This is a genomic window from Pseudomonas sp. 9Ag, assembly GCF_902506445.1.
Classification (GTDB): Bacteria; Pseudomonadota; Gammaproteobacteria; order Pseudomonadales; family Pseudomonadaceae; genus Stutzerimonas; species Stutzerimonas stutzeri_AB.
In genome coordinates, this window is sequence record NZ_LR733836.1 from 751,873 (window position 1) to 767,525 (window position 15,653).

16 protein-coding genes are annotated in these 15,653 nt (G+C 59.9%); 6 read left to right on the plus strand and 10 right to left on the minus strand.

Features of this window, described 5'->3' with window-relative positions; genetic code table 11:
• Positions 1–78: 78 nt before the first annotated feature.
• The 5 genes from accC to ALTERO38_RS03465 form a co-directional block, all read right to left on the minus strand.
• Positions 79–1,428: an acetyl-CoA carboxylase biotin carboxylase subunit gene (accC, locus tag ALTERO38_RS03445; protein ID WP_102836812.1), complete on the minus strand. Its 1,350-nt coding sequence runs from the start codon at positions 1,426–1,428 to the stop codon at positions 79–81.
• Between the two features lie 17 nt (positions 1,429–1,445).
• The gene (accB, locus tag ALTERO38_RS03450) at positions 1,446–1,901 is read right to left on the minus strand and encodes an acetyl-CoA carboxylase biotin carboxyl carrier protein (RefSeq protein ID WP_102836811.1); all 456 of its coding nucleotides are present in this window, start codon (positions 1,899–1,901) and stop codon (positions 1,446–1,448) included.
• Between the two features lie 79 nt (positions 1,902–1,980).
• Positions 1,981–2,424 (minus strand): type II 3-dehydroquinate dehydratase, encoded by a 444-nt coding sequence (gene aroQ / locus ALTERO38_RS03455; RefSeq protein WP_102836810.1) that lies wholly within the window; start codon positions 2,422–2,424, stop codon positions 1,981–1,983.
• Between the two features lie 152 nt (positions 2,425–2,576).
• A complete protein-coding gene (locus ALTERO38_RS03460) occupies positions 2,577–4,358 on the minus strand; it encodes a protein-disulfide reductase DsbD (RefSeq protein WP_159967284.1) in 1,782 nt (593 codons plus the stop codon).
• 71 nt (positions 4,359–4,429) lie between these two features.
• Complete coding sequence (locus ALTERO38_RS03465; RefSeq protein ID WP_159967285.1) at positions 4,430–4,753, minus strand: Rieske (2Fe-2S) protein; 324 nt, start codon at positions 4,751–4,753, stop codon at positions 4,430–4,432.
• A 185-nt stretch (positions 4,754–4,938) separates the two neighbouring features.
• Between ALTERO38_RS03465 and ALTERO38_RS03470 the strand changes: the two genes are divergently transcribed.
• From ALTERO38_RS03470 to ALTERO38_RS03480, 3 genes are read left to right on the plus strand one after another with little or no spacing between them, the layout of a single operon-like run.
• Positions 4,939–5,922 carry an iron ABC transporter permease gene (locus tag ALTERO38_RS03470; RefSeq protein ID WP_178114626.1) on the plus strand — a complete coding sequence of 328 codons (984 nt, stop codon included), beginning with the start codon at positions 4,939–4,941 and terminating at the stop codon, positions 5,920–5,922.
• Positions 5,922–6,689 (plus strand): heme ABC transporter ATP-binding protein, encoded by a 768-nt coding sequence (locus ALTERO38_RS03475; protein ID WP_159967287.1) that lies wholly within the window; start codon positions 5,922–5,924, stop codon positions 6,687–6,689. The genes ALTERO38_RS03470 and ALTERO38_RS03475 overlap by 1 nt, the downstream gene beginning before the upstream one ends.
• Positions 6,690–6,699: 10 nt before the next feature.
• Positions 6,700–7,584, plus strand: coding sequence for a ChaN family lipoprotein (locus ALTERO38_RS03480; RefSeq protein ID WP_159967288.1), 885 nt, complete (start codon positions 6,700–6,702; stop codon positions 7,582–7,584).
• A 236-nt stretch (positions 7,585–7,820) separates the two neighbouring features.
• Here the strand turns inward: ALTERO38_RS03480 and ALTERO38_RS03485 are convergent, their stop codons facing one another.
• The 4 genes from ALTERO38_RS03485 to ALTERO38_RS03500 form a co-directional block, all read right to left on the minus strand.
• On the minus strand, positions 7,821–8,618 hold the full coding sequence (locus ALTERO38_RS03485) for a cyclic nucleotide-binding domain-containing protein (RefSeq protein WP_102836804.1): 798 nt from the start codon (positions 8,616–8,618) through the stop codon (positions 7,821–7,823).
• Between the two features lie 105 nt (positions 8,619–8,723).
• The gene (locus ALTERO38_RS03490; protein WP_148925047.1) at positions 8,724–8,996 is read right to left on the minus strand and encodes a TfoX/Sxy family protein; all 273 of its coding nucleotides are present in this window, start codon (positions 8,994–8,996) and stop codon (positions 8,724–8,726) included.
• 8 nt (positions 8,997–9,004) lie between these two features.
• Positions 9,005–9,757 carry a class I SAM-dependent methyltransferase gene (locus ALTERO38_RS03495; RefSeq protein WP_159967289.1) on the minus strand — a complete coding sequence of 251 codons (753 nt, stop codon included), beginning with the start codon at positions 9,755–9,757 and terminating at the stop codon, positions 9,005–9,007.
• 151 nt (positions 9,758–9,908) lie between these two features.
• Positions 9,909–11,471 (minus strand): bifunctional aminoglycoside phosphotransferase/ATP-binding protein, encoded by a 1,563-nt coding sequence (locus ALTERO38_RS03500; protein WP_159967290.1) that lies wholly within the window; start codon positions 11,469–11,471, stop codon positions 9,909–9,911.
• A gap of 153 nt (positions 11,472–11,624) precedes the next feature.
• On the opposite strand from ALTERO38_RS03500, the gene mrcB reads away from it, so the two are divergent.
• Genes mrcB through ALTERO38_RS03515 form a run of 3 tightly spaced genes read left to right on the plus strand, consistent with a single transcriptional unit; the run spans position 11,625 to position 15,037 of the window.
• The gene (gene mrcB / locus ALTERO38_RS03505; RefSeq protein ID WP_159967291.1) at positions 11,625–13,937 is read left to right on the plus strand and encodes a penicillin-binding protein 1B; all 2,313 of its coding nucleotides are present in this window, start codon (positions 11,625–11,627) and stop codon (positions 13,935–13,937) included.
• 54 nt (positions 13,938–13,991) lie between these two features.
• Complete coding sequence (locus ALTERO38_RS03510) at positions 13,992–14,705, plus strand: tetratricopeptide repeat protein (RefSeq protein ID WP_159967292.1); 714 nt, start codon at positions 13,992–13,994, stop codon at positions 14,703–14,705.
• A complete protein-coding gene (locus ALTERO38_RS03515) occupies positions 14,705–15,037 on the plus strand; it encodes a YqcC family protein (RefSeq protein WP_102836799.1) in 333 nt (110 codons plus the stop codon). The genes ALTERO38_RS03510 and ALTERO38_RS03515 overlap by 1 nt, the downstream gene beginning before the upstream one ends.
• Before the next feature lie 39 nt (positions 15,038–15,076).
• On the opposite strand, the gene ALTERO38_RS03520 is transcribed toward ALTERO38_RS03515, so the two are convergent.
• Positions 15,077–15,508: a DUF4124 domain-containing protein gene (locus tag ALTERO38_RS03520; RefSeq protein ID WP_148925042.1), complete on the minus strand. Its 432-nt coding sequence runs from the start codon at positions 15,506–15,508 to the stop codon at positions 15,077–15,079.
• Positions 15,509–15,653 lie beyond the last annotated feature (145 nt).

The window sequence follows — 15,653 nt, forward strand, 5'->3', positions numbered from 1 at the left end:
GTTGGAGGCTTCCATCTTGGCGATGCCAGAAACGGCAAGGGCTGCCCTTTGGCAGCCCTTGCTGATGTCAGCACTGGATCAGTGCTTGTCCATTCCCAGCTTCTTTTCCAGGTAATGGATGTTCACGCCGCCTTTGCAGAAGCCTTCATCACGCACCAGATCCCTGTGCAGAGGGATGTTGGTCTTGATGCCGTCGACGACGATTTCGTCCAGGGCGTTGCGCATGCGTGCCATGGCTTCTTCACGAGTGGCGCCGTAGGTGATCAGCTTGCCTATCAGCGAATCGTAATTCGGCGGTACCGAATAACCGCTGTAAAGGTGCGAATCGACCCGTACGCCAAAGCCACCAGGCGCGTGGAAGTGCTTGACCTTGCCCGGGCTCGGCAGGAAGTTCGAAGGGTCTTCGGCATTGATCCGGCATTCCAGGGAATGGCCGCGAATAACCACATCGTCCTGTTTGATCGACAGCTTGTTGCCGGCTGCAATGCTGAGCATTTCTTTGACGATGTCGACGCCCGTCACCATCTCTGTAACCGGATGCTCTACCTGAACGCGGGTGTTCATCTCGATGAAGTAGAAGTGCCCATCTTCGTACAGGAACTCAAAGGTACCGGCGCCCCGGTAGCCGATCTCAACGCAGGCGTCAGTGCAGCGCTTGAGTACTTCGGCACGTGCCTTTTCATCAATGTACGGTGCAGGCGCTTCTTCCAGGACCTTCTGGTGACGACGTTGGAGCGAGCAGTCGCGATCGCCCAGGTGTACGGCGTTGCCTTGGCCATCGGACAGCACCTGAACTTCCACGTGGCGTGGATTGCCGAGGAACTTCTCGAGATAGACCATCGGGTTTCCGAACGCCGCGCCCGCTTCGGTGCGTGTCAGTTTGGCCGACTTGATGAGGTCTTCTTCGTGATGAACGACACGCATGCCGCGGCCGCCACCGCCACCAGCGGCCTTGATGATAACCGGGTAGCCCACTTCACGAGCGATGCGTAGCGCTTCGGCCTCGTCTTCCGGAAGCGGTCCGTCAGAGCCCGGTACCACAGGTACTCCGGCTTTGATCATTGCGTCCTTGGCTGAGACCTTGTCGCCCATCAGGCGAATGGTTTCGGCTTTCGGGCCGACAAAGGCAAAACCGGATTTTTCCACTTGCTCGGCGAAATCGGCGTTTTCGGCCAGAAAGCCATAGCCCGGATGAATTGCGGTAGCGCCGGTCACTTCCGCTGCGGCAATGATCGAGGGGATGTGCAGGTAGGAGTTGGTCGCGAGGGCCGGGCCGATGCAGACGGACTCGTCGGCCAAGGCCAGGTGCATCAGCTCCCTATCGGCGGTGGAATGAACCGCGACGGTCTTGATCCCCAGCTCTTTGCAGGCTCGCAAAATCCGCAGGGCGATTTCACCGCGGTTGGCGATTAGTACTTTTTCCAACATCGCTGGCTCTCCGCGGTTCAAACGATGGTGAACAGCGGCTGGTCGTATTCGACCGGCTGACCATTCTCCACCAGGATGGATTCGATGGTGCCGCTGGTTTCGGCCTCGATGTGGTTCATCATCTTCATCGCTTCGACGATGCAGAGGATGTCGCCTTTCTTAACGCTCTGACCGACTTCAACGAAGTTGGCCGACTCCGGTGAGGAGGCGCGGTAGAAGGTGCCGACCATCGGTGAGCGGACTACAGTGCCATTGAGCTTTGGCTGTGCCGGCGCGGCATCGGCGGCTGGTGCGGCGGCCGGAGCGGCTGCGGGGGCCGGCATTGGTGCTTGCGCATAATAAGGCTGCTGCATTGCAACCTGCTTGCTATGACGGCTGATGCGAACGGACTCTTCGCCTTCGTGAATTTCCAGTTCGTCGATACCAGACTCTTCCAGCAGCTCGATCAGTTTCTTGACTTTGCGAATATCCATGAAGCAGTGACTCCCAGGTAAGTTCAAAGGGCATTGCTGCTCGCTTCTTCGAGGCCGTCGCGTGTTGCGCGCGGTCCTGTCAGGAAGCAGCGAGTTGTTCCAGGGCGGCCTCCAATGCCAGGCGGTAGCCGCTGGCGCCAAGACCGCAGATCACCCCTACCGCGACATCCGAGAAATAGGAGTGATGGCGGAAAGGTTCACGCTTGTGCACGTTTGACAGGTGCACTTCGATGAATGGGATGCTCACCGCCAGCAGCGCGTCACGTAGCGCAACGCTGGTGTGCGTAAAGGCGGCGGGATTAATCAGGATGAAGTCCACGCCTTCGCTGCGTGCGGCATGGATGCGCTCGATCAGCTCGTACTCGGCATTGGACTGTAGATGCAGCAGATGGTGGCCGGCATCACGGGCTCGCTGCTCCAGATCCTGGTTGATCTGCGCCAGCGTCGTGGCGCCATAGACGCCGGGTTCACGGGTGCCAAGCATATTCAGATTCGGGCCGTGGAGGACCAGAAACGTCGCCATGAGTATTCCTTGTTGTTCTGTCCAGACGGGCGCTTGAGCGAGCGGCCATCGGTGAGGGGAAAAACTATGCACGAAGCGAGGGCTGACTGTCCAGTCATGTCTTGATCGGCGTAAATGCCGACATTATGGCTGGAGATTGCTGCAGGGACTGTCTACAGAGAGGCTTCGGCGTGGTCCAGTCGCTCCATGAACTGACCGGTATCGATTTCGCCGACGACCCTTGCGTCGGTCAGCTCCTTGCCGGTGCGATCAAAGAACAGAACCGCTGGCGGGCCGAAGAGCTTATAGCGGTCGAGCAATGCCCGCTGCTCCGGGTTGCTGTCGGTAATGTCGAAGCGAACCAGGCGGTAGTCTGCAAGGCGTGGCGCAATCTCTGGAGCGGCGAACACTTCGCGCTCGATCACTTTGCAGCTGATACACCAGTCAGCGTACCAGTCGAGCATCAGCGGTTGGCCTGCTGCCTGCGCCGCGCCGAGTTGGGCGTCGAGTTCAGCCGGGGTAGTCACTGTGCGCCAGGCTTCTGTTTCGCTGGTGGAGCCACCGGCGGCAACTGAGGTGGAGCGAGGCAGCGGTCGCAGCGGATCGGAGTTCCCCTGCAGCGCACCGACCCAGGCCGCCAGGGCATAGACCAGCAGCACCAGGCCCAGCAGCTGTGCGAGTTTCTGTCGGGGTGTCTTGAGACCAAATTCCAGCGTGCCTAGGAACAGTGCCGTGCCGGCAGCCAGCAAGCCCCAGAGCGCCAGCGCTAGCGGGCCTGGCAAGACTCGCTCGAGCATCCATACGGCAACCGCCAAGAGCATCACACCAAAGACGTTGCGTACCGTGACCATCCATGGGCCGCTCTTGGGAAGTAGGGCGCCGCCGCCAATGGCGAACAGAATCAGTGGTGTGCCCATTCCTAAGCCAAGGGCGAATAGCTTGAGGCCGCCACCCAGCGCATCGCCACTGGCGCTGATATACAGCAAGGCGCCCGCAAGCGGTGCCGACACGCATGGCGAAACCAGCAGACTGGAAACCGTTCCGAGCACCGCGGCACCGAGGAATGAACCGCCTCTGGCATTGCCCGCAATGCGCTCGAGGCGGTGGCCCATCGCTTGCGGCAAACGTAACTCGAACAGTCCGAACATGGCCAAGGCAAAGGCGACGAAAAACAGCGCGAACGGCACCAGAATCCAGGGCGACTGCAAGCGGGCCTGCAGATTCAGTTCAGCTCCGAACATGCCCATCAGCGCGCCAAGCACGGCGAAGCCGGCCGCCATTGGCAGGACGTACGCGAGCGACAGACCAAAGCTGCGCATTCCTCCGATCTGCCCGCGCAAAACGACACCGGAAAGGATCGGCAACATGGGCAACACGCAGGGCGTGAACGTCAGCCCCAGTCCTGCGAGAAAGAACAACGCCACCGAGCGCCAGGACAGCTCGGCAGTGGTCTCAGTTGCAATGCTTGTATCCGTCGCTGCAGGTGCGGCCTTCGGCGTGCCGCCAATATCGATGGACTCGGTCTCCGGCGGATAGCACAAACCCTTGTCTGCACAGCCTTGATAGGTCACCAGTAAGGAAAAGGGCTGGTTCTGCGGGTTGCGGATTGGTAGTTCGACGTCGAGTACGCCGTAATAGACTTCGACTTCGCCGAAATAGTCGTCGGTCTTTTGCTCTCCCGCGGGCAGGTTCGCTTCGCCGATAACAACACCGGACGTATTGGTCTTGAATTTGAACTGGTGCCGGTAGAGGTAATAGCCCTCCGCTGCAACGAAGCGCAGCTTGACCTGTTCTGGCGATGCGTCGACCAGGCTCAGGCGAAACGCTTCGCGTACCGGCAGGAAGTCAGCACTGTTGTTCAGCCCCCCAAGCGTCGAGCTGGGGCGGCTGTCGAACAGGCCGGCAACAGCGGGGAGGGCGAACAATAGGATCAGTAGACTCAGCAAACGGCGCATGGTCATCTCACGGGAAGCAGTGGCCGCATGATACCCAACGCGGCCAATCGTCGCTCGTACGCAACGTCGCACTAGCGCACGTTCTGTAACCAGATGGTGCCGTTTTGCTCGACGTACGGCAGTGCCTGCAGTGCTTGTCCAGCGCAGGGGCCAGCGACGCATTCGCCGCTATCGATAAGAAACAGCGCGCCGTGGGTCGCGCATTGGATGAGGCTGCCGCTGCTGTCAAGAAACTGGTCTGGCAGCCACTCCAGCGGGATTCCGCGATGTGGGCAACGGTTCTTGTAGACATATAGCGTCCCATCCTTGCGAATCGTCAGCAGGCGCTGTCCTTCTCGTTCGAAACCCTTGCTTTGCCCCTCCATCACGTCTGTGGTCTCGCACAATCGAATCATCGGGTCCTCCTTATTTGCGAAGGATTATCACCCAATCGGTAGCGACAGGGTTGGCGAACAGCTGATAGCGCTGGCGGAGTGAGTGGCTGGCTTTTATCCTTCGGCTCGAACCTCAACTGGCGAAACTTTTGATGAGCCCAGTCCTATCCGCACGCCCTTTGTTTCTTTCGCTGGGCCTCGTGTGGCTGATCGCTTTCTGGTTGTCGCTGTCGCTCGGGCCGGTCCATCTGCCGCTGGTCGACATCCTGCAAGCTCTATTGCAGCTGTTTGGCTTATCGTCGGGAGATGAGGGTGCCGACCAGGCTGTGCTGATCCTCGGACAAATCAGATTGCCACGCGCCTTGCTTGGCTTGAGCGTGGGCGCGGTGCTGGCGTTGTCCGGCGTCGCCATGCAGGGCTTATTTCGTAATCCACTGGCCGACCCGGGGTTGGTCGGTGTTTCCAGCGGTGCCGCATTAGGCGCCGCCGCCACCATAGTCGGCGGTGAGCTGGTCGGCGGGATCTCCCTCTTGCTGGAGCCCTATCTGTTGTCGGTCAGCGCATTTCTCGGTGGCCTAGGTGTCACTTGGATGGTTTATCGCCTCGGTCGGCGGGACGGGCGTACCCATGTCGCGACGATGCTGCTCGCCGGTATTGCGCTGACTGCTCTGGCGGGCGCAGTGATTGGGCTTTTCACCTATGTAGCTGACGACAATGCGTTACGTACCTTGACCTTCTGGAATCTGGGCAGCCTTAACGGCGCAAGCTACGCACGGCTCTGGCCACTCTTGCTGGTGACAGTGGCCATGGCATTCTGGCTGCCTCGCCGGGCGCGGGCGCTAAACGCTCTTTTGTTGGGTGAGTCGGAGGCGCGTCACCTGGGCTTTGATGTCGAGCGCCTCAAGCGCGAGCTGGTGTTCTGCACTGCACTCAGCGTCGGCGCTGCGGTAGCGGCGGCAGGAATGATCGGGTTTGTTGGTTTGGTGGTTCCCCATCTTGTCAGGCTGCTGATTGGCCCCGACCACCGATTGCTGTTACCGGCGTCGGCGTTGGCAGGGGGCAGTCTGCTGCTCCTTGCCGATCTTCTTGCTCGGCTTATGCTGGCGCCTGCGGAGCTGCCGATCGGGATTGTCACTGCGCTGCTGGGTGCGCCTTTCTTTCTCTATCTGCTATTGCGGCAGCCTCACTGATGCTCAGTTTGCAGGGGGGCTGCGTTCGGCGAGGAGCATCCAACGTTCTTGTTGACGTTGACGTCAGGCTTGAACCGGGTGAGGTCCTAGGGGTGCTGGGGCCAAACGGTGCAGGTAAAAGCACTTTGGTTGGCGCGATGAGTGGAGAGCTGCCTCTCAACGCTGGCGAGGTGCTGCTGCATCAGAAGCCTTTGCACGACTGGCATGGCCCCGAGCGCGCCCGTTGCCTGGCAGTACTGCCGCAGAGCTCAACCTTGAGTTTTGGTTTTCGTGTCGATGAAGTGGTTGGCCTGGGGCGTTTACCCCATGACACGGGTTTTGAAGCCGACCGGACGATCGTGGCGGCTGCGCTTCGTGCGGCAGATGCGCAGCATCTGGCGCAGCGGAGCTACTTGTCACTGTCCGGAGGCGAGCAGCAGCGCGTGCACCTCGCTCGGGTGTTCGCCCAGCTCTGGCCTGGGCGTACTGGGCAAGTCCTGTTGCTTGACGAGCCTACAGCCATGCTCGATCCGCAGCATCAGCACAGCACCTTGCACGCGATTCGCCAGTTTGCCGAGCTGGGCGGCGCGGTACTGGTTATCCTGCATGATCTCAATCTTGCGGCGCGCTACTGCGATCGCTTGTTGTTGATGGCTGACGGACATGTGCAGCTGAGCGGTACGCCCGAGCAGGTGTTGCAGGCCGAGCCGCTGAAGTCGTTGTTCGGGCTCGATGTGCTGATCCAGCGACACCCGGAACGAGGCCATCCGCTAGTTATTGCCCGCTGAGGATTACCCCATGCGATTGCTATTGCCCCTCGTCATGATTCTGCTCACTGCCTGCCAATCGCAGCCGCTCTTGCCGACCTGGCAAAGCCCGGAGGGGCGTGAACATCCCGATCTGGGACGGATTGTCGATTTGCGAAGCGGCGAGCATATCTCGCCGAAACGGTTGATTGACGAGCTGGCCAAGGTCGATCAGGTCTTGATTGGAGAGCGACATGACAACCCGGACCATCATGCCCTGCAGCTCTGGCTTCTTCAGGCATTGGCGCAGCACCGGGCGCAGGGCAGCCTGTTGCTGGAAATGCTGAATCCGGATCAGCAGGATGATGTGGCGCAGGTGCAGGCATTGATTGACCTCGGGGAATGGCCGGCGGATCTGGCGGCTGCGCTGGACTGGCAAAACGGCTGGGAATGGAAGCAGTACGCGCCGGTGGTCAGGCATGCGCTGGCGCAGCCGTATCCGTTGATGCCGGCCAATCTCGACAGAGCGGAGATCATGCGGGTCTATCGCCGTATACCCACGCTGACCGGTGCGCCCGCTGACAATGAGGTGCAGCGGACCTTGCTTGAGCAGATTCGGATTTCACATTGCGACATGCTGCCCGAGACGCAGCTGCCTGCCATGCTGGCGGTGCAGCAGCAGCGCGACCAGCGAATGGCTGACCAGCTGGATGCTGCGCCGAAGCCGGCGATGTTGTTGGCCGGTGCTTTCCACGTCCGGCGAGATCTCGGCGTGCCGATGCATCTTGAGAGCCATGACGGTCGAGTGACCACCCGTGTACTGATACTTGCGGAGGTGGAAGATGTGGTTCGCGCCGGTCAGGCAGATTTCGTCTGGTACACCCCCGCCCAGCCGCAGCAGGACCATTGTGCCGGACTTCGGAAAGCGACCGAGTAGTTGGCATAACGCTTACGCGAAGCCAATGTTTTTGCGCGGACAAAAAAAGACCCGGCAAGAGCCGGGTCAAAACCGTGATTAGCCTGATGAGGAGATAACCTGAAAGTCCGACTGCCCGTTCTTTCAGCTTACCGGCTGATCTCGCGACCAGTGGTGCTAATAATAACAATTCTCATTCGTTGGTCAATAGGAGAATTCAATTAAATTTTCTCGGCTTTCGTCGGGGTCTCTTGGCGCTAGGCAGAAAGGGGCATGCGCAGCTGGGTGACCTCTTTATTCAGCAAGTCGATGCGCCTGGCCATGCTTTCTATCAGGCTGTGAGCAATCTTGGGGTTGCTCTGCATCAAGCCGAGAAACTGATCCTTGGGAATAAGCATGACGGTGCAGGCGGCGGTGGCGACGACGGTCGCGCTGCGCTTCTCTTGAGTGAAGACGGCCATCGCCCCGAAAATCTCGTCACGCTGCACGTCGCCAACCTTCTGGCCATCTACAAAAGCCTCGGCGTGGCCGTCGATGATGATGAACACGTTGTCCGCATCGTCCCCCTGGCGAATCAACTCGTCGCCCGCGGCAAAATGCTGGAAACCGGTTGTGGGGTGGATCTCGGGTTGCTTAAGGCGCGCCAATGCGTCTGACAACAGCGCCGTCTGCCCAATCAGGTACTGGGTATAGAGTTCCTGACGACGCTGGTCGGTATGAATGTGGCGAAACACCTCGCTGCGCGAATAGGGAATCAGGCGAATCGCTTCCTCGCTGCGGTAACGACAAAGCGGCAGTTCCATTCCTTGACGCAGCCCAAGCAGGTCGCCTTCCTGCATGTAAAACAGCGGTCTTTCATCGACCAGTGCATGCAGCAGCCCGCTGTCGATGATGAACAGGTGCTGCTCGGGTAGATCCTGCGCCAGGTCGTTGGAGCCCTTGATCTCGATAGTAGGTGCCGAAGGGGCGAGGCCTTCGAGCAGTTGCGCGGGGATTCCCTGCAAACGGTTGATCAGTTGATCGGCATAGGCCGGTTGTTCCCCGAGTAGATACATGTCGGCAATCCTTGGACAAGCGGGCTCACTGAGTTGGAGCGATGCGCGCGCTCACCATAAGGCCGCGCCGGACGAGAGTAAATCTCGTCCGGCGAGCATTGTGAGCTAGCTCTTGTCTCGGTAATCGTGCCGGGCCAGGTGCTGGTTCAGCTCGGTCTTCAGGGTGTCCGGCAGTTCCTTCCAGTTGACGTCACGCAATGCGCCTTCGATGGCGTATAGCAGCACTCTTGATGCGCTGAAGCCTCTGGATTTGACCGCGTGGTAAGCGCTGACCGCGCCGAGCCGACGCAGATCATCGGCCGTGTGGATGCCTGAGGCGTGCAGCCACTGCGCGGATGTTTTGCCGAGATTCCTCAAGGTCAACAGCTCGTCGTGCATGATTGCTCCTATCGGCCTGGGTAGCCGGCGAGGAAATGAAGCGGCCAGCGAACCCGGCGTACGCGTTCTGGGTTCCCCCACAGGCGCTTGAACTCAGATTCCAGTTCAGTGACTGGGTCTTGGTCGTGGGTCTGCTGCCACCGCTTCACTGCCGACCAGGTACGCAGATAGCCCAGTAGCTGTGGCAGGCTCCAGTGGATTTCGATAGCGAACGCTGGAGGTTGAAAGGTCTCGAAAGGCACCTGAAAGTTTCGGTAGCCGGCATCGACGCTGGCGCGTCCCGGAGGCCAGTAACCGCTAAGCGTATCGCTATGCAGCCGCCCGATCAGCGCATCCAGCGACGGTTCGATATGAAGCAAGCTGTAGCACCAGGCGCAGAACAGACCGTCTGTTGACAACACTCGCTTTGCTTCGGCAAAGAAGGCCGGCGTAGCGAACCAGTGCAAAGCTTGTGCGACCACCATCACGTCGGCCACACCATCGCGCAGCGGTAGGCGCTCGGCCTGCGCAGCAAATCGCTCCGCAGATCGCCAGTCGGCAGTGCCGGTCAGTTGCTCAATGCTGGCGTCGCATGCCACCACTCGGTCGAAATGGCTTGCTAGTGCGCGCGCGGCCTGACCCGTGCCCGACGCAACGTCAATCGCGCAGCGGGGCCTCGAGCACTGTTCGGCGAGCCAACTGAATAGACTGTTGGGATACGCTGGGCGGAACCGCGCGTAATCGTAAGGACGAATTGAAAAGAGCTGGACGCTGTCACCCATGGCAACGGTCCAGCGGCATCAAAGGCAGAACACTGTGAGGCATGGCCGACTTCCGCTGACAGACCTGTACAAGTATAGAAGCACCGCCGAGTTCTGCCCTCAGCGGTGCCTCGATGACACTTTTCTGTACAGATGTCAGCCAGTCCGGTTGTCAGAGGCCCGGCAGGCGTTGACGAATGTCACTGACCAAGGCGTCGAGGCTTCCCGCCTCGGGTGTGCTGATCTGCCGGTTGAGCAATTGCTCGCTCTCGCTCAGCGGCTCGCGAGAAGACTGTTGTGCTTTGATCACGGCCAGTGTGGCATCGGACGGATCGCCACCCTCAGCCTGCCGCTGGGTGAGCCACTGTTCGATGACTGCGTCAGGCGCCTCGCAGCTGAGAATCATAAAGGGCACGCCGGTCGACTCTGCGACTTGCCAGGCGGCTTGGCGATACTGATGGTTGAGATAGGTGGCGTCGATCACCACCGAGAAGCCTGCGCTAAGCGCGTTTTCAGCCAGCGAGTGCAGTCGCTGATAGGTCGCATCGCCGGCCTCGGCATCGTAAATTCCGGCGTTTAGCTCAGAAGCCTGTGACTCTGGCTGCGGGCCATAGAGTCGTTTGCGCTCAACATCCGAACGAATCCTGATCGCTCCCAGAGCCTCGACCAGGCGCAGCGCAACCTGGCTCTTGCCGACCGCCGATACGCCGTGGGTGATGGCAAGGAAGCGGGATGGAATGGCGCTGTAGCTTTCGGCCAGATTGGCGTAGCTGCGATACTGGCGCAGGACGATCCGGCGCTGAACGGCGTCTTCTTCCTGATGCAATCGGAACAGGCTGACCTTGGCCCGAACAAGCGCGCGATACGCCTTATAGAGGTTGAGCAACTGCAGCGCGGCATAGTCTCCGGTGCGTTCCAGCCAGCCGTTGATAAAGCGCCGTGCCTGACACTTCAAACCACGATCTTCCAGGTCCATCGCCAGAAAAGCTGCGTCGGAAGCGATGTCGATCAGGCGAAATGGCTCGTTGAATTCGATGCAGTCGAACAGCACTACCTTGTCTTCGATGATCGTAGCGTTGCCCAGATGCAGATCGCCGTGGCATTCGCGGATGAAACCTTGCTGGCTGCGCTGCTCGAGCAAGGGCTGCAGGCGGGCGATGCTGGTTTCGGTCCAGTCCAGCAGGGCGTCGAGTTGCTGCAGGTCTGCTTGTTCGGTGAGCAACGGACGAATCTGTTCGAAGTTCTGCCGCATCGGCGCGACGATCCCCTCGGCGCTGTTCAGCGCATGATCCGCAGCCACCTGAGGGATGCTCAGGTGGAACTTGGCGATTTGCTTGGCGAGGGCGTCGATGTGATTGTCCGTCAGCTCACCCCGGGCCTGTACCTCTGCCATCAGTTGCGTTTGTGGAAACTCGCGCATCTGCAACAGGTATTCGATTGGCTCGCCATTCCCGCCGATCTCCGGTTGCTCGACGCTGCCGGTGACAGGCAGGACCTGGAGATACAGTTCTGGCGCCATGCGCTGGTTCAGGCGCAACTCTTCCTCACAGTAATGTTTGCGAGCCGCGAGGTCGGTGAAATTGAGGAAGCCGAAATCAACCGGTTTCTTCATCTTGTAGGCGTACGTTCCGGTAAGGATGACCCAGGAAATATGGGTCTCGATGACTTTGAAGCCGTCGACCGGGTGAGGGTACAGGGCCGGATTCTGCAGTGCAGCAATCAGTGCTTGGCTCACGGTCACTCCTTGTAGGTTTGTTGGGCGGGTGTGTGAGCACTTGGGAGACAGTTCACACAGTCGGAAACGCACCATTATGTCCATCCACGGTAAGCGTGCAAACCGCCAAGAGGCCGTCTTCGGCGCAAATCAAAGTGCGTATAATGCGCCGCCATGACTAAATCACGCTCGTCTCGCTCCCGCTCCAAACGCCGTTCCGGTGCCTCTCGCCCATGGCTAGGCTGGATTATCAAACTTTCTATCGTTGCGCTGGTGCTGCTGGCCGGTGTTGCGGTGTATCTCGATGCCGTGGTGCAGGAGAAATTCTCTGGCAAGCGCTGGACGATTCCTGCGACGGTCTATGCCAGGCCGCTGGAATTGTTTGTCGGGCAAAAACTCGATAAGGATGACTTTCTCACCGAGGTCGATGCGTTGGGCTACCGCCGAGAAAAATCGGTGAGTGGGCCAGGAACTGTATCGGTCGCCAGTAACGCGGTTGAAATGCACACACGAGGCTTCCGCTTTTATGAGGGCGCAGAAGAGTCTCAGCGTATCCGGGTGCGTTTTTCCGGGGACTTCGTTGCGGGACTGGCACGCATGGACGGCGGCGAGCTGCCGGTGGCGCGGCTGGAGCCATTGGTCGTGGGTGGGCTTTACCCTGCGCACAACGAAGACCGGATTTTGATCAAGCTCGATCAAGTGCCGCCGTATCTGGTGGAAACACTGGTCGCGGTCGAAGATCGGGAGTTCTTTGATCATTTCGGCGTGTCGCCTAAGTCCATTGCCCGTGCCGTCTGGGTCAACCTTACCGCTGGGGAGGTGCGTCAGGGAGGCAGCACACTGACGCAGCAGCTGGTGAAGAATTTCTATCTCACCAACGAGCGCAGTCTGAGCCGCAAGGCTACCGAAGCCATGATGGCGGTGCTGCTTGAACTCCACTACGACAAGCCGGAGATTCTCGAGGCCTATCTGAACGAGGTCTTTCTTGGTCAGGACGGTCGTCGCGCCATTCATGGCTTCGGTTTGGCAAGCCAGTACTTCTTTGGACGGCCACTCGCAGAGCTAAAACTGCAGCACGTGGCCCTGTTGGTCGGCATGGTCAAGGGGCCGACCTACTACAACCCTCGCCGTCATCCTGAGCGCGCCATGGAACGACGCAATCTGATCATCGATCTGCTGGCTGAGCAGCAGGTGGTCAGTCCAGAGGAAGCTGCTCAGGCGAGGCAGGCGCCGCTCGGCGTGACGCAGCGTGGCAGTCTGGCCGACAGCTCATACCCGGCGTTTCTCGATTTGGTAAAGCGGCAGTTGCGAGAGGACTATCGCGACGAAGACCTCACTGAGGAAGGGCTGAGGGTTTTCACGAGCTTTGACCCGATCATTCAATCCAAGGCTGAAAAGGCCATGACCGATACGCTGAAGCGTCTGGGCAAGGCAGCCGAAGGCGTAGAAGGCGCGATGCTGGTCACCAACCCGGAAACCGGCGAGCTGCAGGCCATGCTGGGCAGTCGTCATCCAGGCTTTGCCGGCTTCAACCGGGCGCTGGATGCATCGCGGCCAATTGGGTCGCTGATCAAGCCGGCGATCTATCTTGCTGCCCTTGAAAAGCCCAGCCAATACACCTTGACCAGCCTGCTTGAGGATGAGCCGTTTTCGGTTAAAGGTACCGACGGCAAGGTTTGGAAGCCGCAGAATTACGGGCGTACCGCTCATGGCACGGTCTACCTCTATCAGGCCCTGGCGAATTCCTACAACCTGTCTACCGCGCGGCTTGGCTTGGATCTAGGCGTGCCGCATGTGCTCAAGACGCTGGCGCGCTTGGGCGCTTCGCCCGATTGGCCGGCTTATCCGTCGATGTTGCTGGGGGCGGGCGGATTGCGCCCTATCGAGGTCGCCGGCGTCTACCAGACGATCGCCAGTGGCGGCTTCAATACTCCGTTGCGGGCCATTCGCAGTGTCGTTGCGGCCGATGGCGAACCCCTTAGCCGCTATCCGTTCAAGATCGAACAGCGATTCGATCCTGGCGCTATTTACCTGACCCAATATGCCATGCAGCGAACGATGGTCGAGGGGACTGGGCGTTCTGTATACAATCAGGTCCCTAAATCGCTGGCACTGGCAGGCAAGACCGGTACCACCAACGATTCACGTGACAGCTGGTTTGCAGGCTTCAGTCAGGATCTGCTCGCAGTGGTCTGGTTGGGGCGCGATGACAACGGCAAAACTTCGTTAACCGGTGCCACAGGCGCGTTGCAGGTATGGGCGGACTTCATGCGTCGTGCCGACCCCTTACCGCTGCAGATGCCCGTGCCGGATAATGTGTCCATGGCCTGGGTCGATGCACGGACCGGAGAGGGGACGCTGGAAAATTGCCCGGGCGCCGTACAGATGCCTTATATCCGCGGAAGCGAGCCTGCTCCGGGTCCTGGCTGCGGCATCCAGGCCCCGGCTGAATCGGTTATGGATTGGGTTCGTGGCTGGTTGCCATAGGTGGCGGCTGGCCGGTTGGTTTATCAAGAGGTCTGAACTTTGAACAAGCAATGGATGATCGTATTGTTGGCGGCGGCACTGCTGCCTGGCTGCGCATCGGTCAAGCGCGGCGCGATACCCGTCGTCGATTCGGGGGCGCCGGTATCGGAGGAGGTTTCCGCGCGTCAGCCCAGTCGCCGTGCTAACGCACCGGTTACCAGTGGGCAATCTGCGCCTGCAGACTCGGGCGTTATGGTCATGGTGCCGCAGCAAAGCTCCGAGCCATTGCAAACCTATGGCGCGCCTGATGTCGCTTTCTCTGGGGGATCTGCGCAAGCGCCTGCCGTTGGGACTGGACAGTGGACCCCGCCCGCTCAGTCCGCGCCAATGCCCGCCCCGGTCCAGCGACAGCCAGTGCCCAGCGGAATCCCGTCAAGCAGTGGAACCTTGTCAGCCGATGAACAGCTCGATGGGCCGGTGCTGGCGTTGCTTACCACTGCGCAGCAACAACAGGGAGGAGGTGACCTGAACGGAGCCGCGTCCAGTCTCGAGCGGGCTCAGCGAATCGCCCCGCGCGAACCACAGGTGCTCTATCGGCTGGCTCAGGTCCGTCTGGCGCAAGGGGATGCCATTCAGGCCGAACAACTGTCTCGGCGTGGGCTGAGCTATGCGAGCGACCGGCCAGCCCTGCAGGCAAGCCTCTGGGAGCTAATCGCGCAGGCGCGTGAGCGTCAGGGAAATGCTGCAGGCGCTGCGCAGGCGCGCGAGCGGGCCAAGGTTTCGATGTGATGGATAGTCGAGTGCCGGCGTTGGCAGACCAGTTGCTACTGATCGAGCGCGAGCTTCGGTTACTTGGGGTTTGGGCGTCGTCGCCGCCTGCGCCTGAAGCGCTTGCCAGTCAGGAGCCGTTCTGCGTCGATACACTGGCGTTCGATCAGTGGTTGCAGTGGATTTTTCTGCCGCGCATGAAGCACATTCTGGAGCACGGTCAGCCATTGCCAGCCGTGTCGGGAATTTTGGCGATGGCTGAAATGGTTTATCAAGATCAGCCGCAGCGCGTGGGTGGGCTGTTTGAAGCGCTTGAAACCTTCGATCTACTGATCAGTGGGGGCGAAGGCTAAGCAACGCCGGCCTTTATAGGCAGGCGTTGGTCGCTGCGTTCAGTTACAGCTGTCGGCGATCTTCTGCTGGGTTTCGCCAATACGCGCCTGGCGTTCTTCTTCATTCAGGCGCCGAGTGCCGCCGTCTTCTTCTACGCGCACGCGCGGGTTGTTTTGCAGTTGTGCCAGATTGGTGCGCAGGGTAGTGCAATAACGTTGCCGCTCGGCTTCCTGCTCTGCAACCTGTTGCTTAACCTTGCGGTCAATGTCGCGCTGTTCGGACTCGCCTGAGTGTTCCGGCGCGTTGCCTTCGGCCACGGCTGGCTTTGGCGGGGCGATGGCCGTATTGAGCGTTTCGGCCGGCATGCCTTGGGGCGGCTGTGCTCCAAAATGCGTAACGCCTTTGGCGTCGACCCACTTGTAAACCTGGCCGGCCATGATGCTGCTGCTCAGTGCAAGCAGCAGGCCGCCTGCGAGAATGGTCAAACGCATGCTTTTCCCTTCAGTGGATGCAAAACCAAGCCGGTACTATACGCAAAAGACAGGGGGCTTCATTCTGCGCTGGATCACAGCTGAATGCAGCCGAAGGGCAACAGCGGACTTGACTTGACCAAGCCTAATCCGAACAATTCCATGC

What these genes read in the sequence shown, in the direction of transcription:
- accC (WP_102836812.1), bottom strand. Translation starts at nt 1,428, where the DNA reads ATGTTGGAAAAAGTACTAATCGCCAACCGCGGTGAAATCGCCCTGCGG.
- accB (WP_102836811.1), bottom strand. Translation starts at nt 1,901, where the DNA reads ATGGATATTCGCAAAGTCAAGAAACTGATCGAGCTGCTGGAAGAGTCT.
- aroQ (WP_102836810.1), bottom strand. Translation starts at nt 2,424, where the DNA reads ATGGCGACGTTTCTGGTCCTCCACGGCCCGAATCTGAATATGCTTGGC.
- ALTERO38_RS03460 (WP_159967284.1), bottom strand. Translation starts at nt 4,358, where the DNA reads ATGCGCCGTTTGCTGAGTCTACTGATCCTATTGTTCGCCCTCCCCGCT.
- ALTERO38_RS03465 (WP_159967285.1), bottom strand. Translation starts at nt 4,753, where the DNA reads ATGATTCGATTGTGCGAGACCACAGACGTGATGGAGGGGCAAAGCAAG.
- ALTERO38_RS03475 (WP_159967287.1), top strand. Translation starts at nt 5,922, where the DNA reads ATGCTCAGTTTGCAGGGGGGCTGCGTTCGGCGAGGAGCATCCAACGTT.
- ALTERO38_RS03480 (WP_159967288.1), top strand. Translation starts at nt 6,700, where the DNA reads ATGCGATTGCTATTGCCCCTCGTCATGATTCTGCTCACTGCCTGCCAA.
- ALTERO38_RS03485 (WP_102836804.1), bottom strand. Translation starts at nt 8,618, where the DNA reads ATGTATCTACTCGGGGAACAACCGGCCTATGCCGATCAACTGATCAAC.
- ALTERO38_RS03490 (WP_148925047.1), bottom strand. Translation starts at nt 8,996, where the DNA reads ATGCACGACGAGCTGTTGACCTTGAGGAATCTCGGCAAAACATCCGCG.
- ALTERO38_RS03495 (WP_159967289.1), bottom strand. Translation starts at nt 9,757, where the DNA reads ATGGGTGACAGCGTCCAGCTCTTTTCAATTCGTCCTTACGATTACGCG.
- mrcB (WP_159967291.1), top strand. Translation starts at nt 11,625, where the DNA reads ATGACTAAATCACGCTCGTCTCGCTCCCGCTCCAAACGCCGTTCCGGT.
- ALTERO38_RS03510 (WP_159967292.1), top strand. Translation starts at nt 13,992, where the DNA reads ATGATCGTATTGTTGGCGGCGGCACTGCTGCCTGGCTGCGCATCGGTC.
- ALTERO38_RS03515 (WP_102836799.1), top strand. Translation starts at nt 14,705, where the DNA reads ATGGATAGTCGAGTGCCGGCGTTGGCAGACCAGTTGCTACTGATCGAG.
- ALTERO38_RS03520 (WP_148925042.1), bottom strand. Translation starts at nt 15,508, where the DNA reads ATGCGTTTGACCATTCTCGCAGGCGGCCTGCTGCTTGCACTGAGCAGC.